The organism is Luteimonas changyuni (assembly GCF_039548395.1).
Taxonomy (GTDB): domain Bacteria; phylum Pseudomonadota; class Gammaproteobacteria; order Xanthomonadales; family Xanthomonadaceae; genus Luteimonas.
In genome coordinates, this window is the sequence record NZ_JBCLUZ010000003.1 from 61,629 (window position 1) to 81,177 (window position 19,549).

The window sequence follows — 19,549 nt, forward strand, 5'->3', positions numbered from 1 at the left end:
CACGACATACAAAGCCAAGGAAGCTACGACGCAATCGCCCGCGTCATCGCGGCGTTCAGCAGCTTCTCGTCAAGCGCCAACCTCAAGGCCTTCAGCGCATCTTTGTTGATATGGGTGACGGTTCGCAACGGCGACGCCCATCTGAGAATGTTCGGGCTGTTGTATTGCGACCCGGCCGCCAGCCGCACTTCTGCTCTTCGGCGAGACGTTCGCCACCGAAGGTACACCTGCTGGGCAAGACCCTGCTCAACCTTGAAGGCGGGAGCCGCGCATTGGACCAGGAATTGGACCATAAGGCAGGTGGTCGAAGCTGTCCTGCAGGCGCTGATGCGACAGCGCGTGCGACAGGCGTTCTCGTCGACGCGGCATACGGGCAATGCAACGGGGCTGCAGGCGCTGCTGCAGGAGACGCCGCGAGGTTCGCGCTCCGTGAGATAGAAGCGCGGACGCGGCGACGAAACCGCGGCAACTGGGAGCAGACCGCTTCCGACGCGGTCCAGAAGCCTGCGTCCGCGACTTTGAAGCCATCGGCCCGGCTTCATCGAGGTCGGTGCCAGTCGCTTCCCGCACGCGAAGACATTGCCTGACGCTACTACCAGCACTGTTCCGGCGTGGCGGTATAGCTCCCGCTGGCGGTCCTGACGCCTTGGGCATTGATGCCCAAAACTGCGCATTTGGTATCCGCCTGCCTTGAGGTAGGTGTGGCCTGAATCACGTATGTCTTGCCATCTGGGACACCGTCAAAGGCCACGGTATAGAAGGCGTCGAGGTCCGGGCCGCAGGCAGCTGGAGCGGCGGCCCCGGCATAGGTCAGGTTGGTGGTGTAGTAGCGCTCCATGAACTGCGCCCGTTCCTGCAGGCAGGTGGCCGCGGCCGCACGCCGCGACTTGATCACGTGTCCGCTGTAGCTGGCGTACGCGATACTGCTCAGGATCGCCAGGATGACGACCACGATCATCACTTCGATGAGGGTGAAGCCGGCTGCCAGGCGGCTCGGATGGCTCGACATCGCGGTCACTCCTTGATCACTTCGCGCCAGGAAACACGGCCGACATTGCGTGCGTCGCGGATTGGGACGCTGCCGACGCCACCCGAAGAGCCACCGGCAACCAACAGGCGGCGCAGCAGGCTTGGCAAGGTCGGCATGCCGACGCCCAGGCCCACGGAACCCACGGGCAGGTTGCTGCCGCCATCTGCAATGGTCTCATCGTTGAACAGGCCATCATCATCAAGGTCGAAGTAAGACGAACTCGCGCTGGTTCCGGTGAATGCATTCAGGGCGTTGATATAGCCGGTGCCGTCGGCCTGACAGTCGGTTGCAGTCGGGATCAGGCTTGGAAATACCAGGATGTCGCCGACAACCTGCCCTTCGGCCACCACGCGTTCACCCTCGGCCGTGCCGGGGGCCGGCGGCGTCCGCAGATCGATATACCAGCCCTTCGAACTGGCGGGAAGCGGTCCGTTGGCCTCGAAGCTGCGCACGGGAAAACTAGAAAGGGTATCGGCGACGACGACCGTTCTTTCGGTCAGGTTGGCGTCGGCACCCAGTCGCGCGATCCCGGTCCCGTCGTCCACGAATGCATACATGCTCTGCACGGCCATATTGGTCATGTCCGAATTCAGCATGAGCCTGCCGGTTCCAAAGAAGAGCCAGGTCTTGTAGGTCTGCGGGTGCAGGGCAACCGTCAGTCCGGCCGTGATGGGCTGGCGTGTACCGCTGGAATCCGTCGCGACAAACAGCGGATCGCCAGCATTGGCAACGCCCCAGGTTCCGGGACTGGCCGATGTCAAATTGAACTTCCAGACATTGCCGAGCATGTCACCCGCATAGACATAGTCGACGGTACCGTTCGCGTTGGAATCCCAGCCGACGGCCGGCGACAGGCCATTGGGGTTGAGGGCTGTTCCCTCACCGGTATCGATTTCCGCGATCAGGGCGCCGGTCGCGATGTTGAAGATGAGCAGCGCGGCCCGGTTGTTGGTGCTGTTGAGCCCGTTGCTGACGATGAGCGCAGTGGTGCCGTTGTTCAGCTTGGCGACAATGGGCGCTCCTTGTACCAGGCCCATGTGCCCACCGACCGTGTCGCCCACCTCCCAAAGCACGTCCGATGCGTCGAACGACCCGGGCTCGGTCACGTCCAATGCGAACAGGCCCTTGCCACCCTTGCCAAGCGCGCCAACCAGGATGTGCTGGCCGGGCGTCTGCGTCTTGCTGGTGACCACAACCGGACCATCCACGAAAAAGCGATGCTGATAGTCCGGCCGGCTGAGCATGCCCAGTTCAGCCCAATCCACCAGCCCCGGGATGAAGGCAAAACGTTCGCTGCCGTCATCCGAATTGATCGCATGCAGCATGCCGTCATTGGCACCGACATACACGGTCTTGGTCTCCGGCTCGAAGGCGGGTGACGACCCGACGATGTCACCCAGCAGGTGCGTGCGGTTGCGCAGCGTTCCGGCGTTGCTCATCTCCAGCGTACGGTGGCCAGCGATATAGGCTGCGTTGTTCGCGCCGGTCACCGGGAAATCCGCTGCCGGGCCTCGCGTCAGCGCATCGACCTGCGCCGTGGTCGCGCCGGCCGGGAACACGTGACCGTTGCCGTCCCCGTCGGATGAAATCACCTTACGCGAAGCGACGAGGGGAATGCCCAACGAAGCCTGCCAAGTCGGGACAATGCCCACGCCGGTCGAGCTCACCGGATAGGCATTGAACTCACCCGTCCACTGCAGGGTTCGATACTTGGCCTGGAAGATCCGGGTGCCAGCGTCGATCGACGTCGAGTTGGCGGCCACATTGGAGAAGGATCCGGTACGGTCGATGATCGCGGCAAGCGCACCTTCCAGCGCCTCCCTGAATCCATCCGGGTCGCTGGCAACGGCAAAGGTGCCGCGGGAGTTGACGGCCGCGTGCAGCATGTCGTCGATCTTGTTGCTTCCCCAGGACGCGGCCCCACCTGTCTGCCCGGGATACGGACCGCCCGGATTGATGTTTCCCCTCATGCCGATCGAGATGGCAAACGTCACCATGTGCTGCCAGTACGCCGGGTTCGCCGTGGTCGTGGGCACGATGTCGTCCATCCCGTCTCGCAGGTCGTTCTTCCAGTAATGCATGGCCACGTCGGCCAACGTATCGTCCTTCTGTGAAGCACCATCGCTGTAGGGAGCTTCAACCACGTAGTCGTTGGGACCTGCCGTTCCGTCCGCATTGTTGATCCCGCTGGGAGTGGGTCCGTTCCACTCGCCATCGGAGGTAAGAATGGCGAAGTTCTGACGGCACGCGAGCTGCGAACTGCCCGTGCCCGGGCCGTAGGGGCCGCTCGCCCCGTCGCCCGAGAAGTACTCGCCCGTATTCCGCAATGCATTACGCAACGGAGTCGAGCCCGTGGTGGTTGCATTGTGCAGTTTGTCGTACCACGCCGTCTTGTTCATAGCCGACGGCTCGTCGGTGAAGATGCCATCGGTGGCGCTACCGACAGGGATGTTGTAATTGCTGTTGGTAATGCCGTCGCTACGGGTTGTATTGATCGTGCGGAACCCGACACGCACATCCTTCCCCATGTTCTTGAACGCCTCGCTGGCGCCCGCCTTGGCGGCTTTTACGCGAAAGGAGTGGTAGGAGAACCAAGTTGCGAAGTTCGCCTTCTCCTCCGCCTCGGTCCGGTCAAAATCCGAGAATGGCAGATACATGCAGTTCTTCCACTCCCAGCCGCTCCCGCTTGCATCGCACCCGGCATTGTCCAGACCGCGCTCGCCGCCGACTTTGTTTTTCCGCTCGCTCCGGATGATGCGGCCCGCATGATGGGACGCACCGCTACGGATGATGGTGTAACGATAGTAGTTGGTGGCGTTGTTGAGTGCGGTGCCCGTCGTTCCCGGCTTGGGGACGTAGTAAGTGCGATCCAGAGACGAAAGGTTTCTGTCGCCCGTGGCCCGGGCAGCGTTGTTGTGGGCGGAGGTGTACGAGGTTCCCGTAGTCAGCACCGAGCCATCGGCCTTGACCCACGGCTGATAGGTCTTGCCTGGGTTATAGAAGATCACATTCCCCACGTAGGTATTGCGGGTAATGCCTGTGTAGTTGGATGAAGCATCGTTATCAGGCCTGAGCTCCGTGGACTGGATGCTACCTCCGGTGATGCTCGTATGTTCTGGATTGCCCATGCGCCAGCCCGTCGTCGTACTCATCGACGTGGAGTTGTCCAGGATGAACATCACGTTCGCCGGAACCCGTTCGCCCGTGGTCAAGGGCTCGGTGGGCAACACGATGCCTGCGCTCGCCGGCACCGCCAGCAACGTGGCTATGAACGCGATCAGCGAAGGCCAGGCCTTCCTCGTCCAACCGTGGGTCGCGGTGGCTTTGGCTCGCAGGTTCCGGGCAGTGGGCATTGGGATTCTCTCGCTTACTGCAGGATGAAATTGGTTTGAAGGAGCACGTCCGCGCGGTCGGGCGCGGTGCTGCGGGCCGTGATGCGATAGCGGGGTGACATGCAAAGGTCCGACATCGGGATCTGCCGGTCGCAGCCAGGCCAGGTCGGTGCCTCCCCCATGTACTCGACAATGAAGCTTGCAGGCGCAGGCAGTGGACCCAGATCGCTGGACGCGGATTGCCAGCCGGTGAAAGCCGCGCTCGTCCAGCGGTCCGGGTCTGCAGCAACAGGTATGGCACACAGGCCTGCCGCACAGCCGGCAACAGGGACGAGCGGGTTGGTCGCTGCCAGTGCTTCGCCTTCCCGCAGCGCGGATTCGGCGGCCTGGAAGCCCAGGCTCCGGTCGTACATGTTGGCGCTCATGCGCTCTTCCAGCAGGGTACTGCCGAGCACGGCCAGACCCAGCAGCGTCATGACCAGCAACAGGACCAGCACAACGATCAGCGAAACACCGGACTGGCGCAGGCGGCGCATGGGAACGGGCTGATTCATGGATTGCGGTTCCGCAGACTGGCGACCTGGACGACCTGACGCGTGATCGGATCACCGTTGGCGCCGACGTTGTCAGGGCTCTGAAGGACAAGGGTTGCACGCACGGAGATCACCTCGGCCCAGTCGACAACCGTACCTGCCGCTACATAGTTCGTGCCGCCTCTCACCAGATACGCCAGGGTCATTGCGGACACGCCCTCGACCACCTCTTCCCTGGTCACGGTGGTGCCGCCGAGGCGGGCCTGGTACAGCGATGGAACGCCCCTGGCGTTGTTCGCGACATACCACCGCGTGGCATGCAAACCGGCCAGCACCGAGTTGGGTGCAGCGTATTCGTACGAATCCGGATTGGATGAGTCCAGGTGAAGGTTGATGCTGGTGTTTCCAGGCAAGCCGCCCAGCCCGTGCCCGATGTCCAGGCCACTGACCGAACTGACCTGGAACACCGCACCCTGCTGCGCATTGCATGCTATGCCCAGGTCGCCGGGACCAAGACCATGGGCCGTGGTATTAACCGTGAACACCGCCGTGCCGGCATCGTGGTTGCTGATCGTGGATACGTTGTCGTCGCCAGACAGCATCTGCAGCGCTTCTGTACCGGCAAGTCGTTGCGCGGCTCCCGTTGTGAACGTTTCGCCCGGAAAGGCCGTACTGCCGTCAAAACCCTGCAACGCAGTGCTCGGGTTCATGTCGCTCCACCAGTTGCCTGCACCGCCGCTGACGACATTCACCCATGGCACGTTGTTCACGCATGGGTTGCCAGCCGCCTCACGAATGTCGCGGGCCATCAATTCGAAGGCCACGCGAGCGCCCTCTTGGACGCGGCCGAGGTTTTCGGCGGCGCGGTAAACCTGGCTATTGGAAATAAAGATGCCGATTGCGGCGCCCACCACCAACAAGCCCAGGATCATGGCGATCATGAGCTCGATCAGGGTCATGCCTTGCACGTGGCGCCGCATGACCGGATGCAGGGGGCGACTCACAGCAGCACCCTCGTTTCGACCGTTCGTGCCGTGGTACCTGCAGCGCCATTGTCCGACGCACGGCTGTCGTCCCACTGCACGCCGATGGTGCACAGGCCCGCATCACAGTCGACGTCGCCGCATGTCGTGCCGTCTGTGGAAATGCCCATGGTTGCCTTGAGCGAAGTGACCCATGCATCAAGATCATTCGCCGCCAGGTCGGTGCCGCTCACGCTGCCGCACTGGTAGCCGCCAGTGTTGTACGCACCGGTCAATGCCTGATCGCGGTTTGCACGCATGGCATCGACAATGGCGTAGGTCTGGATAACCGCCTGGCTCCGCTCAAGTGCGCTCTGGCTGTTGCGCAGGGCGGTGGTCTGCAACGCGGCGATGCCAAGCAGGCCGATGCCCATAATCAGCACCGAAACCATCACTTCGATGAGGTTCATTCCCAGCTGGCGCGAGCGCCTGCCGGAGCGCGGCTCATGGAGACGACGTGAATCCTTGTGTTTCATGGACATGCTCCGCTCCCGTCGGCCGAGTCGGTGGAGAACCGCGAGCCGGAGGCCACGGCGATGACGCGCTGGTTTTCCACGGGACGGTTGGTGGGAATACAGGCGATGAAATTTCCCGCCAGCAGATTGCCCGCCGCATCGCGCGCCAGACCGTCTGCCCGGAAGCTCACGCGCTGGATGGTGCTGGACATCTGCACTGGTGCTTCGACGCCGTGATTGCGCAGCACCTCGTCTCCTGTACTGCTGGTTGCAAGGGTGATCCAATCCTGCCAGTTGCCGGACGCGGAACAGGTCGCGCCGTCGGCACTCGGGCAAACGATGACCCGGCCATTGCGGCGCACGGCTTCGCTGCGCGCGTAGTGCATCGCCGTCACCAGCGTGTTGGAGCTGGAGGTGAGGCGGTTGTTGTTTATCACCCCGGTAAACGATGGCATGGCGATCGCCAGCAGGATGCCCGCCACCGCGACGGTGATGACCAGCTCCAGCAGGCTGATGCCCGCCGCCCTTTTCATATGCCCCGGGTACATCCGGGTCCCCTCGACTCTCATCGCCCACTTCTTCCCCGTTTGGTACGGTGCACGCTAAATGGCTTAATGTGCCATCGCCAGCCTTGCCGGACCGACGGCACGTCCGGGGTGTCCAGCGGCACCACCGCTTCCCCTGATGGACCTGCGCAACAGGCAACTCCAAACACCGGGAACCGTATGGCGCACGAACAACACGGGCCGCTGGACACACTCTGGCGCCCAACCACCCTGATCTGGATCCTGATCGCCGGCGAGGCCCTGAGCCTGGTACTGGCCGCGGCTCCCGGGATGCACGGAGACCGCCTTGTATATTTCGGGCTGACCTCCCTGATGGTGCAGTGGATTGTCCTCCTGACGGTCGGTGCACTCTATCTTCTGCGGCGACGGCTGACCCCCGCCCCCGCGCAGCGAATCGCTTGGTTGACCCTCGTTCTGCTCATGCTGTCCACGTGGCTGGTCGGTGGGCTGGCATGGTCGGTGCTGCGAAGCATGGGCCTTCCGCTGGGAGACTGGTGGCGGTTCTTTTCCCAAATCAGCACCATTGCCCTCACCATGGGCCTGGCCGGGCTGGCGACCTTCCAGAACCACTGGCGCTCGCGCCAGCTCGCCATCCGCGCCAAACAGTCCGAACTGGACACCCTGCGTGCGCGCATCCGCCCACACTTCCTGTTCAACACGCTCAACACCGGCATCGCACTCGTGCACGGCCGGCCAGAGGAGGCCGAGCGCTTGCTGCTGGACCTGGCCGACCTGTTCCGCGCAGCGCTGGCGGGGCCGGCAGAGGTCACGCTGGAAGAGGAGCTTGCGTTGGCCAGGCGCTACCTCGAAATCGAATCGCTGCGGTTTGGCGAGCGCTTGGAAACCCGCTGGCAGGTGTCCGCCACGACTGCCGAGTTGCAGGCCGCAATGCTGCCTGCGTTATCCGTGCAGCCCTTGGTCGAAAACGCGATCAAGCACGGCATCGAGCCGGACAACTGCGGCGGGCGTATCAGTATCGATGTCGATTGCAGCGGGACGTTCGCAACAGTGACCGTACGCAATCCGGTGCCAGCAGGCAGTCGGGGCAATGGCAGGGGTCACGGGATCGGACTGGCTGCCGTCAGGGCGCGCATCGAGGCGATGGACAATGGAGGAGTGCTCGAAACCTCGTCGGGCGCCGACGGATTCACCGCGACCATCAAGATCAGAAAGCACGCCACATCCTGATTGCATGACCTGACCACAGGAGCACCAGCACCCCTAAGCGCGATGGATCCCTTTTGTGCGGTGAGGGCCGAATCGCGGCTATAGCCGCTCCTACACGTGCGTTCCTTCAGGTCACTACCTCGTAGCAGGGCCGGTACTCACCGGAAATCTTCATCCGCCGCTGCACCACAAACGCCCTCAACAGCGCATCCAGCGACTCCATCATGTCCTTGTCGCCGTGGATCTGGAACGGCCCGAACGCTTCGATCCGGCGCATCCCATCCTCCTTCACATTCCCCGCCACGATCCCCGAGAACGCCCGCCGCAGGTCCGCCGCCAACTCATGCGGCTTCCGCCCGTGGTGCAGGTCCAACCCCGCCATCGCCTCGTGCGTCGGCACGAAGGGCTGCTGGAACGGCAGCGGGATATCCAGGCCCCAGTTGAAGTAGAACGAGTCCTTGTGCTCGATCCGCGCCTCGCGCACGCGCTTCACGCCCGCCGCCATGCGCCGCGCCACCGCCTGCGGATCGCCCACGATGATCTCGTAGCGCTCGGTCGCGGCCTCGCCCAGCGTCAGGCGGATGAACTTGTCGATCTGCTCGAAATACGGCGCTGACGCCACCGGGCCGGTCAGGATCAGCGGGAACGGCAGCGCGGCGTTCTCTTCGCGCAGCAGCAGGCCCAGCAGGTACAGGATTTCCTCGGCGGTGCCCACGCCGCCGGGGAACACGATGATGCCGTGGCCAACGCGGACAAAGGCCTCCAGGCGCTTCTCGATGTCCGGCATGATCACCAGCTGGTTGACGATCGGGTTCGGGCTCTCGGCGGCGATGATGCCGGGCTCGGTGATGCCGATGTAGCGCGGGCGGCGCTGGCGCTGCTTGGCGTGGGCGATGTTGGCGCCCTTCATCGGGCCCTTCATGGCGCCGGGGCCGCAGCCGGTGCAGATGTCCAGGCCGCGCAGGCCAAGCTCGTAGCCCACCAGCTTGGTGTACTCGTACTCGACGCGGTTGATGGAGTGCCCGCCCCAGCACACCACCAGCTTGGGTTCGACGGGAAACAGCAGGCGGGCGTTGCGCAGCTGGCCGAACACGGCGTCGGTGATGCCGGCGGACGAGTCGAGGTCGGCGGCGTTTTCGGGGCCAAGCTCGATGGCCATATAGGCCAGGTCGCGCACGGTGGCGAACAGAAGTTCGGCCACGCCGCGGATGATCTGGCCGTCGACGAAGGCCATCGCGGGGGCGGCGACCAGCTCGATGCGCAGGCCGCGGTCCTGCTGCAGCACCTGGATGTCGAAGTCGGGGTACATCTCCTGCGCGGCGCGCGGGTCGTCGTTGGCGCTGCCGCTGGTCAGCACGGCCAGCGCGCAGCGGCGCAGCAGGTCGTGCAGGCCGCCGGATGAAGCGTCCTTGAGCCGGGCCACTTCCTCGCGCGAAAGCACGTCCAGGCCGCCGCGCGGGTAGATGCGGGCGTCGACGGTGGGCAGGGTGGTGGTTTCGGGCATTGTTGCCTGGGTCATCGGTGTTCTCTTCTTCTTGTTGTCGTCGTCGTTTTCGGGCATCGACTCTAGCGCAAAAAAAGAAACGGCCGGGGCATGCCCGGCCGTTCCGTGTATCGCTGTGCGTCGCCGCTTAGAACTTGTACTTCACGCTCAGCATGACCGACCAGCGGGAGACAGCGGTGTTGATGCCGTCGCCGTTGTTCTCCTGGATGCCGGTGTTGTCGGTGGAGCCGGTGAAGTTGTAGACGTACTTGCCGGTCTCCGGGTTGATGCCCGCGTAGTTGGCCACGCGGCGGGTGGAGTAGAAGCCGTAGTCGTCGATCAGGCCCCAGTCCTTATTGATCAGGTTGCCGACGTTCATGATGTCCAGGGCGATCTCGGCCTTGTGACCTTCGAAGAACATCGGGACTTCCTGGCTCACGCGGACGTCGAAGCTGTTGGTCCAGTCGGTGCGGAAGGCGTTGGCCGGGGCCACCTGGCCACGGAAGCGCTGCAGCTCGGAACCCTCGCTGGCCATCCAGTCGAAGAAGTTCTGCTCCATCGCGGCGCCACCCACCCATTCGACGTCGCCGGGGCCGGCGGGCACGTAGAACAGGTCGTTGGTGCCGGCGCTGTCACCGTTGAAGTCGTTGTAGTAGATGTAGCTGAACGGACGACCCGAGCGACCTTCGTAGAACAGGCCGGCGGTGGTCATGTTGTCGCCGAACAGCGCCTTCTGCCAGGTCAGGGCCGCGGTGAAGCGGTCCTTGATCGCGTAACGCGAGTTGTAGCCGACCGGGTCGTTGGAGTTGAACACCATGGTGTTGTTCCAGTTCGACGAGTTCTGCGAGCTCGTCGCCGGGCTGAACTCCGTGGCGCTGGTGTAGGTGTAGCCCAGGGTCCAGGCCCACTGGTCGACCATCGGCTTGGACAGCGCAAGGGTCAGCTGGCGGGCCGAGCCCTTGTCGGTGTTGCGGATCACGATGGCCTGGTCGACTTCCGGGTGCTTGTTGGCGCGGTTACCGGCGTTGTTGCGACCGTTGCTGATGCCATTGCCCGAGATGTTGTCCGGGTTGTAGCCGGCGTCGTTCCAGTACATCGCGCGGCCGTCCTGGCCGTAGCGGGTCGGGTTACCGATGTCGATGCGGTCGAACCACAGCGCGTTCTTGTTCTTGGTGACCAGCAGCTCGGCCGAGGCGACCAGGCCGTACCAGGGCAGCTCGTGGTCGAACGCCAGGTTGGCCTTCCAGATCGAGGGCAGGGCCAGGCCCGGCTCCATGATGTCGGCGGTGATGCGCGGCGCCAGGGCGCCGCCACCGGCGGGGATGCTCGGCGGGACGCTGGGATCGAAGTCCGGCACGGCATCGCCGGTGATGTTGTACGAGTCGAAGTTCAGGCCGGTGTTCTGGAACGGGCCGGCGAGCCACACGTTCGGGTTGCCGCCCTGGAACAGGCCGACGCCGCCGCGCAGCTGGGTCGGACGCTCGGTGTCGAAGGTGTAGTTGAAGCCGAAGCGCGGCTGCCACAGCTTCTTGTCGACGGTCACCGAGTTGTCGAGGCCGTAGATGTCCTGGATGCGCTGGTTGTAGATCGGCGAGTTGCCGAAATCGGGCATGTCCACGCGCACGCCGAACATCAGGGTCAGGTTGTAGTTGAGCGCCCAGGAATCCTGCACGAACAGGCCGAGGTTCTCGAACGAGTAGGCCGCCGGGATGTCGGCCATGCTGCCGCCGGCACGCGGCGCGCGCAGCTGGTAGCTGCGGGCCCTGCCGGCCTCGAAGTCCTCGAGGCTGTCGAAGGTCCACGCGCCGTTCACGTCACGGCCGTAGAAGTTGAGGATGTCGTTGTCTTCGTAGTCGAAGCCGAACTTCAGGGTATGGTCGCCCACGTACCAGGTACCCGCGCCGAACACGGTCAGCTGCTCGGTGTCGACGACGTTGACGTGGCGGTTGCGCTCGGTGCCGATGTTGATGCTGTCCTGGCCCGGGCCGATGTTGTTGATGAAGATCGTGGGCAGGTTGGCGTAGGTCGCCGCGATCGACGAGTAGTCGCGCTGCGAAACCTTGAACTCGGTGGAGAAGCTGTCGCTCCAGTCGCTGAACAGCTCGACGACCGTGCTCTCGAAGCTCTTGTTCTGGTCGTACCAGTAGCTCGACAGCGAAATGCTGCTGTTGCCGAAGCCGACCAGCTTGGGCACGACTTCCTCGGTCTTGCTGTAGCGCAGGGCCGCGCGGTGGTTGTCGTTGATGTTCCAGTCGAGCTTGACCGCGTATTCCTCGATGTCGGTCTCGGAAATGCTCGGCGGATTCATGGTGCCGGGATCGAAGCCGAAGCTGTTGGCGGCGGCGATCACGCGGGCGATGTCGGCATCGGTGATGTCACCGTCGCCGTACGGGGTGCCCGACAGGCTGGTGCCGGGGCGCGCGCGCTTGAACTGCTCGTAGTTGGCGAAGAAGAACAGGCGATCCTTGACGATCGGGCCACCGAAGGTGAAGCCGTAGGTCTCTTCCTTGTCGAAGCCGTTGAACTCGACGCCGCGCAGGTTGCTGCGCACCCAGTCGCCGTCGCGCAGGGTGTAGTACGCGCTGCCATGGAATTCGTTGGTGCCCGACTTGGTCACGGCGTTGACCACCGCGCCGGTACCGCCGGAAATGGTGGTGTCGTAGTTGGCCAGGTCGATCTGGATTTCTTCGATCGCGTCCATGGAGACCGGCTGGCGCTCGGTCGGCATGTTGTTGGCTTCGAGGCCGAACGGGTCGGAGTTGCTGACGCCGTCGATGCGGATCACGTTGAAGCGCGAGTTCTGGCCACCGGCCGAGATCGAGCCATCGGCCTTGCTGACCTGCGAGATGCGCGGGTCGAGGCGGATGTAGTCCTGGATGTTGCGGCTGGCCGAGGGCAGCGCTTCGATGGTCGCGTTGTCCAGGTTGGTGCCGGTGCCCATCTTGTTGGCGCTGAAGATCTCCGAGCCGCCCGCCACGCCGACCGCGGTCACGGTGGCGAGGGTGGTCACGTCGCCGGTGAGCTGGGCGTTGACGGTGTTGGCCTGGTTCAGGCCGAGGAAGACGTTGTCTTCGGTCCTGGTGCCGGCGCCGGCCTTGGTGATGATGATCTCGTACGGGCCACCCACGCGCAGGCCCCGGGCGCTGTAGCGGCCGCTCGCGTCGGTGGTCACGCGGCTGGTGGTGCCGGACTCGATGTGAACGATGGTGACTTCTGCATTGGTGACCGGCAGGCCGTCGCTTCCAAGGACGACACCACCCACGCCGGCGGACGTGCCGCTCTGGGCGAAGACGGGTGCGGCGGCAAGCGCGGCGATCAGGCCGAGCGAAAGTTTCGACACACGGAGGACGTTGCGACGGGTCATGGCTGGACTCTTGGTGGCAAAGTAAACGGACCGCACCCCGGGGCACGGCAGGAAGAATTCGGGTTGTCCCTGGTCACGCCGCGACCGCCGGAGCGGCAGCGGTTAACAACAGATTAACACGGTAGCCCGGCTATGTGACAGCGGGATGACGGCTTCACACCGGGCGCATGCTGGCCAGATAGCTGGCCACGCCGTCCAGCAGCATCTGCACTGAAATGGCCACCAGCAGCATGCCCATCAGGCGCTCCACGGCGGTCAGCGCACGGGCACCGAGCAGCCGGTACAGGTAGGGCGCGCAGAACAGGATGGCCGCGGTCGCACCCCAGGCGATCATCAGCGCCAGGCTCCATTCCCAGAGCCTGTCGGGTTCGCGGGTGCCCATCAGCATCACTGCCGCCATGCCCGAGGGTCCGGCGACCAGGGGCACGGCCAGCGGGACGATGAAAGGCTCCCCTCCGGGCAGCTCGCCCATCAGGCCCTCGGGCGGCGGGAAGATCATCCGGATGCCGATCAGGAACAGGACGATGCCGCCGGCAATCGACACCGACTCCTGGCGCAGGTGCATGACCTCCAGGGCGTGCTTGCCGATCCAGAGGAAGACCATGAGCACGCCCAGGGCGATCAGCAGCTCGCGCGCCAGGACGATGCGCTGCCGCTTTGGCGGCAGGTTGCGCAGGATGCTGAGGAACACCGGGATGTTGCCCAGCGGGTCCAGGATCAGGAACAGCAGCAGCGCCGCCGACGCGATGGTCACGCCTGCAGCGCCCAGGCCTGCCCGCGATGGGCCGCGCCCGCGGCCGAGAGCAGGATGACGCAGGCCTCGGCGGCAGCGGCCGGATCGCGGGCGCGGCGGTCTTCATCGACCGCATGTGCGCGAGCGCGCAGCGGCGTGCGCAGCGGACCGGGGCGAAGGCCGTGGAAGCGCACCGTGCCGTTGCGGTGTTCGGCGTGCAGGGTGTCGAGCAGGGCGCGCTGGCCGTGCTGGGCGATGCCGTAAGCGCCGCGGTAAGGGGCCGGAACCTGGTCGTCGAGCACGAACACCACCGAGGCATCCGGCGCCTCGCCGAGCAGCGGCAGGCAGGCCTGGGTCAGCCACCAGCGCGCGCTGAGGTTCACGTGCAGGATGCGGGCGAAGTCACCCGGGTCGGTGTGTTCGAGCGGTGTCAGGCCGGCGAAGTCGGCGGCGCAGTGCAGGATGCCGTCCAGCCGGCCCAGCTGGGCGCCGATGCGTTCGGCAAGTTCGGCATGGTCGCCGTAATCCGCCCCGGCCAGGTCGAAGGGATAGTTGACCGGTTCCGGCAGCCCGGCCGGGTCGCGCGTGATCGCGTCGTACACGCGGTTGAGCTTCGGGACCTTGCGACCCAGCAGGACCACGGTCGCGCCCGCGCGCGCGCAGGCGTGTGCCGCGACCGCGCCGAGCCCGCCGTGGGCACCGGTCACCAGGACCACGCGACCGGCCAGTGCGGCCGCCGCGACGGGCGCCTCCGCGGCGGCCGGGGGCGTACTCACGCCTTCTGCGTCTCCGCGACCATGCGCGCCAGCTCACCGGACTCGAACAGCTCCATGGTGATGTCGCAGCCGCCGATCAGCTCGCCGTTGATGAACAGCTGCGGGAAGGTCGGCCAGTTGGAAATGCGCGGCAGGTTGGCGCGGACTTCAGGGTCTTCGAGCACGTTGACGCTGTGCAGGGTCGCCATGTCGGCGCCGGCTTCGCGCAGCGCAGCCACGGTGCGGCTGGAGAAGCCGCACATCGGGAACTGCGGCGTGCCCTTCATGAACAGGACGATGGGATGGCCGCTGATTTCGGCCTGGATGTTTTCGACGATGGCCATGGGGGCTCCGACGTGGTGCGCAGCGGGCCGTGGCCGCGCAGCGCGTGATGGGGATCGCGCTATTGTAGCGTCCATGGCCATTGAACTTGCCGCCCTGCCCTGGGACCGCACCGCGCTCGAGCCGCACATCTCGGGCGATACCCTCGACCTCCACCACGGTCGCCACCATCGTGCCCACATCGAAGCCGTCAACGCCCTGGCGCCGGCGGCGGGGATGGGCTCGGCCACGCTTGAAGAGCTGGTGCGCGGCGCCCAGGGCGCGCTGCAGCAGCACGCGGCACAGGCCTGGAACCTGGCGTTCCAGTGGCGCTGCCTGAAGCCGGCCGCGGCCGGCGGCGGCGGCGAGCCGGAGGGTGAACTGGCCGATGCACTGGTGCGCAGGTTTGGCGACATGGCGCGTTTCCGCCAGCGCTTCGCGGCGGTGGCCTGCTCTTTGCAGGGGTCCGGGTGGATCTGGCTGCTGCAGCGGCCGGACGGCTCGCTCACTCTGGCGCTGACGGCCAACACTGCATCACCGCTCACCGGCGACGACCGGCCCCTGCTGGCGCTGAGCCTGTGGGAACACGCCTACCTGCTGGACTACCGTGAAGCCCGCGGACGCTACATCGAAGCGGCGTGGAACCTGGTGGACTGGAGCTTCGTCGCCTCGAACCTCCGCTAGCCGCGGAGCTCAAGCAACAGGGTGTGGAAGCCGTCATAGCGGCGATCGCGGCAATGGCCGCTCCCACAGAAGTGCGTGTGTGGATGCTGCCATCGCGGCCATGGCCGCTCCCACAGAATGGCCGCTCCCACGGAAGCTGCTCTTGTGGGAGCAGCTACAGCTGCGATCGCGGCGCCCGCCGAGCCTGATCGCCGCTGTCGCGGTTCCGACGATTACAGGAGCGGCGGGCGTTCCTGCAGGCGGGCGATCACGGGTGCGACCTGGGCCTCGCGGCCCAGCGCGGCGCCAACGCGCGCCAGGGCATCGGCCAGCTCCCCGTCGCCATCCGCGCGCAGGGTGGCATGGCCGACCTTGCGCCCAGGGCGCGCGGTCTTGCCATAGTCATGCCAATGGCCACCGGCCTCGGCCAGCACCGCGGCGGGGTCCGGCATGTCGGCGATCCAGTTGAGCATGCAGCTGCGGCCCAGCGCGCGCGTTGCGCCCAGCGGCAGCCCGAGCACGGCGCGCAGGTGGTTTCCGAACTGCGAGGTCTCGGCGCCTTCGATCGTCCAGTGGCCCGAGTTGTGCACCCGCGGCGCCATTTCATTGGCCAGCAGTTCGCCATCCCGGCAGAACAGCTCCAGTGCGAACACGCCGACGTAATCCAGGGCTTCCGCCAGCGCGCGGGCGTGCTCCACCGCGCGGGCTTCCAGCGCAGGCGCGACGCGCGCCGGCGCAAGGCTGGCCGACAGCACGCCATCGACGTGCCAGTTCTCCGTCAGCGGCCAGGTGCGGAATTCGCCGTCGCGGCCGCGCACGGCGACGACACTCAGCTCGCGCTCAAAAGGCACGAAGGCTTCGAGGATCAGGCCGACGGTGGCTGCCTGGGCACCAAGCGCCTCCCAGGCCGCCGCGGCATCGGCCAGCGCGCGGATCCGGAACTGGCCCTTGCCGTCATAGCCCAGGCGCCGGGTCTTGAGGATGCAGGGCACGCCGAGCCCAGCCACCGCGGCGTCGAGTTCCGCGCGGGTATCGACCGGCACGTAGCCCGGCACCGGGATGCCAAGCTCGCCGAACAGGGTCTTCTCGGCCAGCCGGTCCTGGCTGGTGCCAAGCGCGCGCGGGTTGGGGAACAGCGGCACCCGCTCGCCCAGCCACTCTGCGGACCCGGCGGGCACGTTCTCGAAGTCGAAGGTGGCGATGTCGATGCCGGCCGCGAACTCCGCCAGCACTCCGGCGTCGCGGTAGTCACCCACCACCAGCGGCGCGAGCTGTCCGGCGCAGGCCTCGGCGCTGGTGTCCATCACCCTGAAGCGCAGGCCCAGAGGAGCCCCGGCCAGGGCCATCATCCGCGCCAGTTGGCCGCCGCCAAGGATGCCGACGGTGGTCATCGCGCGCATCTCGCGCCGGACGCCGGCGCTCACAGGCGCGGGTCGTCGCCGGCGGCGACGTCTTCGGTCTGGCGCTGGCGGAAGGCGTCCAGCGCAGCCGCGACGTCCGCATCGCCTGCCGCGGCCAGCTGCGCGGCGGCAAACAGGGCCGCATTGGCCGCGCCGGCATTGCCGATCGCGAACGTGGCCACCGGCACGCCGGCCGGCATCTGCACGATCGACAGCAGCGAATCCATGCCGTTGAGCGCCTTCGACTGCACCGGCACGCCCAGCACCGGCAGCGGCGTCTTGGACGCGATCATCCCCGGCAGGTGGGCGGCACCGCCGGCACCGGCGATGATCACTTTCAGGCCGCGGTCGCGCGCGCCGGCCGCGTACTCGAACAGCACGTCGGGCGTGCGGTGCGCGGAAACAACGCGCACCTCGTGCGCGATGCCGAGCTCTTCGAGCTTCTGCACCGCGTGCTGCATGGTGTCCCAGTCGGATCGCGAACCCATCACGACGCCGACGACGGGCGGACTGTTGGTGGCGGTCATTGGCCGTCCCCGGTGGCAAAGACGTATTCTAGCGGCCCCACGCCGCGACGTACCGCCATGGACCGCAAGCTGCTCGACATCCTCGTCTGCCCCGCCAGCCGCCAGCCGCTGGCGCTGCTGGAACCTGCAGGGCTCGAAGCGCTGAACCGCGCCATCACCGCCGGTGGCGTGCAGCGCGGCGACGAAGCCGTGCAGGCCGAGCCGCTGCGCGAAGCCCTGGTCACCCGCGACCGGCGCACGGTCTATCGCGTCGACGACGGCATCCCGGTGTTGCTGGCCGAGGACGCGATCGCCACCGCGCAGATCGGCGGCTTCCCGGGCGCATGAGCGCCGTCGGCCCGGGTCCGGACGCCGCCCCAGCCGGGGTTTCGCCCGGCACCGTGTCCGGCGGCCCGGGATCCGCCGCCATTGCCGTACCACCGGCCGCCACCGTCTCCGCCGACGTCGAGCGCGCCCTGGCCGAAGACATCGGCAGCGGCGACGTCACCGCCGCCCTGCTGCCAGACGCGCCGGAATCGGCCTACCTGCTGTGCAAGGAAGACGCCGTGGTCTGCGGCCGGCCGTGGTTCGACGCCTGTCACCGCGCGCTGGACCCGGACGTGGCCATCGACTGGCGCGTCGCCGAGGGCGACCACGTGCGTGCCGGCACCGTGCTTGCCACGTTGCGCGGCCGTACCCGCGCCCTGGTCAGCGCCGAGCGCACCTCGCTCAACTTCATGCAGACGCTGTCGGGCACGGCGACCGCCGTGGCAGCCCACGTGGAAGCAGTGCGCGGCACGCGTGCGCGCATCCTCGACACCCGCAAGACACTGCCCGGCCTGCGCATCGCGCAGAAGTACGCGGTCCGGGTGGGAGGCGGCGACAACCACCGCATGGGCCTGCACGACGCGGTGATGCTGAAGGAAAACCACGTGCGCGCCGCCGGCTCCATCGCCGCGGCCATCGCCGCCGCGCGCGCCAGCCAGCCGCGGCTGCCGCTGATCGTCGAGGTCGAGACCCTGGCCGAGCTGCGCGACGCGCTCAAGGCCGGCTGCGACCGCATCCTCATCGATGACTTCGACGCCGACGCCCGCCGCGAGGCGGTGCGCATCACGGCCGGGCGGATCCCGCTCGAGGTGTCGGGTGGGGTCGACCTGGATTCACTGCGCGCGATCGCCGCCGACGGCGTCGACTGCATCTCGATCGGTGGGCTGACCAAACACGTGCAGGCAGTCGACCTCTCGCTGAAACTCGGGCCGGTTCCTGCCTAACGCAGCAGCAGCCACGCCGCTGCCCCCAGGACGGCGACCGCGGCGACCCACCACCACGCGGACACCCCCGCCGGGCGCCGCTGCGTGGCGCCCGGCCGCGGCCGTTCCAGCGGAGCGCCCGGCGCTACGACGCGGAAGCGCAGCACGTCGAAGCCGAGTTCGTCGCCGTGCCGCGCCCAGGCGCGTTCCCGCGGCTCCTCGTTGAGCAGCCAGCCGTTGGTGGAGTCGAGGTCTTCCACCAGCAGGCCTTCCACGGTCGGCGTCAGCCGGACGTGCTGGCGCGAAATACCCGGATGGTCGAGATGGATCCCGGAGTCCGCCGCGCGGCCAAGGACCGTCGGCCCCACCAGCGGGAAGGTGCGGCCGAAGCCCGCCCCGCCCACGCCGCGCAGGACGTAGCGCGGCAGCGCCGGTCGCACGACGGTGGCCGTGGTCGACGCGCGCGCGATCGGCGGGGACGTCGACAGGTCGAGGGTTTCATCTGCGTCGCGGAGGCTGTTCATAGGTGGAAACTGGGATGTGGTGCGTGAAGCCCGCGCAAAGGCTTGCTCAATCTTCGGCTTGGCCCCAGATTGCACAGCCATGCCCAGCCTTATTCTGCTCATGATAGCCGGTGCCCTCGCCTACGCGTGGTGGAACGCGGCCCGCGCGGCCAGCGAACACGCCATCGACGTCGGGCACGCCGCCTGCCGTACCGCCGGCGTGCAGTTGCTCGACCAGACTGTGCATGCCATCGGACTGCGCCTGCGCCGCCGCGGCGACGGGCGGCTCGGGCTCGAGCGCAGCTTCCGCTTCGAGTATTCGCACGATGGCACCGACCGCCAGCGCGGCCGCATGGTGTTCCACGGAAACCGGCTGGTGTCGTTCACCGGCCCGGCACCGGCCGTGGAGTCCAGCCTGCAAGGCGAGGACTGAGCCAGCCACGGCCACCCGACCCGCCCGGATCGG

General features: G+C 66.5%; 21 protein-coding genes. 6 read left to right on the forward strand and 15 right to left on the reverse strand.

The genetic code is table 11. From position 1 onward, the window contains the following. Positions 1-23: 23 nt before the first annotated feature. The 3 genes from WCD84_RS01955 to WCD84_RS01965 form a co-directional block, all read right to left on the reverse strand. Entirely contained in the window at positions 24-293 is a 270-nt protein-coding gene (locus tag WCD84_RS01955; RefSeq protein ID WP_343280234.1) for a hypothetical protein, read from the reverse strand. Between the two features lie 299 nt (positions 294-592). Further along, the gene (locus WCD84_RS01960) at positions 593-1,009 is read right to left on the reverse strand and encodes a type IV pilin protein (RefSeq protein WP_343280235.1); all 417 of its coding nucleotides are present in this window, start codon (positions 1,007-1,009) and stop codon (positions 593-595) included. 5 nt (positions 1,010-1,014) lie between these two features. Continuing rightward, on the reverse strand, positions 1,015-4,209 hold the full coding sequence (locus WCD84_RS01965; RefSeq protein ID WP_343280236.1) for a pilus assembly protein: 3,195 nt from the start codon (positions 4,207-4,209) through the stop codon (positions 1,015-1,017). Between WCD84_RS01965 and WCD84_RS01970 the strand changes: the two genes are divergently transcribed. Then, positions 4,202-4,411 (forward strand): hypothetical protein, encoded by a 210-nt coding sequence (locus WCD84_RS01970; RefSeq protein ID WP_343280237.1) that lies wholly within the window; start codon positions 4,202-4,204, stop codon positions 4,409-4,411. The two genes, WCD84_RS01965 and WCD84_RS01970, sit on opposite strands and share 8 nt — an antisense overlap. Here WCD84_RS01970 and WCD84_RS01975 read toward each other — a convergent pair. From WCD84_RS01975 to WCD84_RS01990, 4 genes are read right to left on the reverse strand one after another with little or no spacing between them, the layout of a single operon-like run. Continuing rightward, positions 4,398-4,916, reverse strand: coding sequence for a pilus assembly PilX family protein (locus tag WCD84_RS01975; protein ID WP_343280238.1), 519 nt, complete (start codon positions 4,914-4,916; stop codon positions 4,398-4,400). The genes WCD84_RS01970 and WCD84_RS01975 overlap by 14 nt on opposite strands. After that, positions 4,913-5,875, reverse strand: a complete 963-nt coding sequence (locus WCD84_RS01980) for a PilW family protein (protein WP_343280239.1) — start codon at positions 5,873-5,875, stop codon at positions 4,913-4,915. The genes WCD84_RS01975 and WCD84_RS01980 overlap by 4 nt, the downstream gene beginning before the upstream one ends. A 20-nt stretch (positions 5,876-5,895) precedes the next feature. Then, positions 5,896-6,399 (reverse strand): type IV pilus modification protein PilV, encoded by a 504-nt coding sequence (gene pilV / locus WCD84_RS01985; RefSeq protein WP_343280240.1) that lies wholly within the window; start codon positions 6,397-6,399, stop codon positions 5,896-5,898. Next, a complete protein-coding gene (locus WCD84_RS01990; RefSeq protein ID WP_343280241.1) occupies positions 6,390-6,905 on the reverse strand; it encodes a GspH/FimT family pseudopilin in 516 nt (171 codons plus the stop codon). Before WCD84_RS01990 ends, pilV begins: the two co-directional genes overlap by 10 nt. A gap of 192 nt (positions 6,906-7,097) precedes the next feature. On the opposite strand from WCD84_RS01990, the gene WCD84_RS01995 reads away from it, so the two are divergent. Next, complete coding sequence (locus tag WCD84_RS01995) at positions 7,098-8,126, forward strand: sensor histidine kinase (protein ID WP_343280242.1); 1,029 nt, start codon at positions 7,098-7,100, stop codon at positions 8,124-8,126. A 106-nt stretch (positions 8,127-8,232) separates the two neighbouring features. On the opposite strand, the gene ppnN is transcribed toward WCD84_RS01995, so the two are convergent. The 5 genes from ppnN to grxD all read right to left on the reverse strand — a co-directional run bounded on the left by ppnN (position 8,233) and on the right by grxD (position 14,784). Further along, on the reverse strand, positions 8,233-9,609 hold the full coding sequence (ppnN, locus tag WCD84_RS02000) for a nucleotide 5'-monophosphate nucleosidase PpnN (protein WP_343280296.1): 1,377 nt from the start codon (positions 9,607-9,609) through the stop codon (positions 8,233-8,235). A 127-nt stretch (positions 9,610-9,736) separates the two neighbouring features. Continuing rightward, a complete protein-coding gene (locus WCD84_RS02005) occupies positions 9,737-12,952 on the reverse strand; it encodes a TonB-dependent receptor (protein WP_343280243.1) in 3,216 nt (1,071 codons plus the stop codon). Between the two features lie 154 nt (positions 12,953-13,106). After that, positions 13,107-13,706 (reverse strand): YhgN family NAAT transporter, encoded by a 600-nt coding sequence (locus WCD84_RS02010; protein WP_343253787.1) that lies wholly within the window; start codon positions 13,704-13,706, stop codon positions 13,107-13,109. Further along, positions 13,703-14,461, reverse strand: a complete 759-nt coding sequence (locus tag WCD84_RS02015) for an SDR family NAD(P)-dependent oxidoreductase (RefSeq protein WP_343280244.1) — start codon at positions 14,459-14,461, stop codon at positions 13,703-13,705. The genes WCD84_RS02010 and WCD84_RS02015 overlap by 4 nt, the downstream gene beginning before the upstream one ends. Continuing rightward, the gene (gene grxD / locus WCD84_RS02020; RefSeq protein ID WP_343280245.1) at positions 14,458-14,784 is read right to left on the reverse strand and encodes a Grx4 family monothiol glutaredoxin; all 327 of its coding nucleotides are present in this window, start codon (positions 14,782-14,784) and stop codon (positions 14,458-14,460) included. The genes WCD84_RS02015 and grxD overlap by 4 nt, the downstream gene beginning before the upstream one ends. A 73-nt stretch (positions 14,785-14,857) precedes the next feature. Between grxD and WCD84_RS02025 the strand changes: the two genes are divergently transcribed. Beyond that, entirely contained in the window at positions 14,858-15,445 is a 588-nt protein-coding gene (locus tag WCD84_RS02025; RefSeq protein ID WP_343280246.1) for a Fe-Mn family superoxide dismutase, read from the forward strand. Between the two features lie 212 nt (positions 15,446-15,657). Here the strand turns inward: WCD84_RS02025 and WCD84_RS02030 are convergent, their stop codons facing one another. Together WCD84_RS02030 and purE are read right to left on the reverse strand one after the other, a co-directional pair. Next, positions 15,658-16,815, reverse strand: coding sequence for a 5-(carboxyamino)imidazole ribonucleotide synthase (locus WCD84_RS02030; RefSeq protein ID WP_343280247.1), 1,158 nt, complete (start codon positions 16,813-16,815; stop codon positions 15,658-15,660). A gap of 29 nt (positions 16,816-16,844) precedes the next feature. After that, positions 16,845-17,351 (reverse strand): 5-(carboxyamino)imidazole ribonucleotide mutase, encoded by a 507-nt coding sequence (gene purE, locus WCD84_RS02035; RefSeq protein ID WP_343280248.1) that lies wholly within the window; start codon positions 17,349-17,351, stop codon positions 16,845-16,847. 57 nt (positions 17,352-17,408) lie between these two features. On the opposite strand from purE, the gene WCD84_RS02040 reads away from it, so the two are divergent. After that, complete coding sequence (locus WCD84_RS02040; RefSeq protein WP_343253793.1) at positions 17,409-17,678, forward strand: Trm112 family protein; 270 nt, start codon at positions 17,409-17,411, stop codon at positions 17,676-17,678. Then, entirely contained in the window at positions 17,675-18,601 is a 927-nt protein-coding gene (gene nadC, locus WCD84_RS02045; protein ID WP_343280249.1) for a carboxylating nicotinate-nucleotide diphosphorylase, read from the forward strand. Before WCD84_RS02040 ends, nadC begins: the two co-directional genes overlap by 4 nt. Here nadC and WCD84_RS02050 read toward each other — a convergent pair. Then, a complete protein-coding gene (locus WCD84_RS02050; protein WP_343280250.1) occupies positions 18,598-19,104 on the reverse strand; it encodes an FHA domain-containing protein in 507 nt (168 codons plus the stop codon). The genes nadC and WCD84_RS02050 overlap by 4 nt on opposite strands. Before the next feature lie 79 nt (positions 19,105-19,183). On the opposite strand from WCD84_RS02050, the gene WCD84_RS02055 reads away from it, so the two are divergent. Beyond that, complete coding sequence (locus WCD84_RS02055) at positions 19,184-19,516, forward strand: DUF3301 domain-containing protein (RefSeq protein WP_343253796.1); 333 nt, start codon at positions 19,184-19,186, stop codon at positions 19,514-19,516. Positions 19,517-19,549: the final 33 nt, after the last annotated feature.

Bases quoted from the DNA above. Each gene is read 5' to 3' on its own strand.
- WCD84_RS01970 (WP_343280237.1), top strand. From the start codon at position 4,202: ATGAACATCACGTTCGCCGGAACCCGTTCGCCCGTGGTCAAGGGCTCG.
- WCD84_RS02055 (WP_343253796.1), top strand. From the start codon at position 19,184: ATGCCCAGCCTTATTCTGCTCATGATAGCCGGTGCCCTCGCCTACGCG.
- WCD84_RS02025 (WP_343280246.1), top strand. From the start codon at position 14,858: ATGGCCATTGAACTTGCCGCCCTGCCCTGGGACCGCACCGCGCTCGAG.
- WCD84_RS01990 (WP_343280241.1), bottom strand. From the start codon at position 6,905: ATGAAAAGGGCGGCGGGCATCAGCCTGCTGGAGCTGGTCATCACCGTC.
- WCD84_RS01975 (WP_343280238.1), bottom strand. From the start codon at position 4,916: ATGAATCAGCCCGTTCCCATGCGCCGCCTGCGCCAGTCCGGTGTTTCG.
- WCD84_RS02050 (WP_343280250.1), bottom strand. From the start codon at position 19,104: ATGAACAGCCTCCGCGACGCAGATGAAACCCTCGACCTGTCGACGTCC.
- pilV (WP_343280240.1), bottom strand. From the start codon at position 6,399: ATGTCCATGAAACACAAGGATTCACGTCGTCTCCATGAGCCGCGCTCC.
- WCD84_RS01960 (WP_343280235.1), bottom strand. From the start codon at position 1,009: ATGTCGAGCCATCCGAGCCGCCTGGCAGCCGGCTTCACCCTCATCGAA.
- WCD84_RS01955 (WP_343280234.1), bottom strand. From the start codon at position 293: ATGGTCCAATTCCTGGTCCAATGCGCGGCTCCCGCCTTCAAGGTTGAG.
- WCD84_RS02040 (WP_343253793.1), top strand. From the start codon at position 17,409: ATGGACCGCAAGCTGCTCGACATCCTCGTCTGCCCCGCCAGCCGCCAG.
- WCD84_RS01995 (WP_343280242.1), top strand. From the start codon at position 7,098: ATGGCGCACGAACAACACGGGCCGCTGGACACACTCTGGCGCCCAACC.
- WCD84_RS02030 (WP_343280247.1), bottom strand. From the start codon at position 16,815: ATGACCACCGTCGGCATCCTTGGCGGCGGCCAACTGGCGCGGATGATG.
- nadC (WP_343280249.1), top strand. From the start codon at position 17,675: ATGAGCGCCGTCGGCCCGGGTCCGGACGCCGCCCCAGCCGGGGTTTCG.
- purE (WP_343280248.1), bottom strand. From the start codon at position 17,351: ATGACCGCCACCAACAGTCCGCCCGTCGTCGGCGTCGTGATGGGTTCG.
- ppnN (WP_343280296.1), bottom strand. From the start codon at position 9,609: ATGCCCGAAACCACCACCCTGCCCACCGTCGACGCCCGCATCTACCCG.
- WCD84_RS01965 (WP_343280236.1), bottom strand. From the start codon at position 4,209: ATGTTCATCCTGGACAACTCCACGTCGATGAGTACGACGACGGGCTGG.
- grxD (WP_343280245.1), bottom strand. From the start codon at position 14,784: ATGGCCATCGTCGAAAACATCCAGGCCGAAATCAGCGGCCATCCCATC.
- WCD84_RS02005 (WP_343280243.1), bottom strand. From the start codon at position 12,952: ATGACCCGTCGCAACGTCCTCCGTGTGTCGAAACTTTCGCTCGGCCTG.
- WCD84_RS01980 (WP_343280239.1), bottom strand. From the start codon at position 5,875: ATGCGGCGCCACGTGCAAGGCATGACCCTGATCGAGCTCATGATCGCC.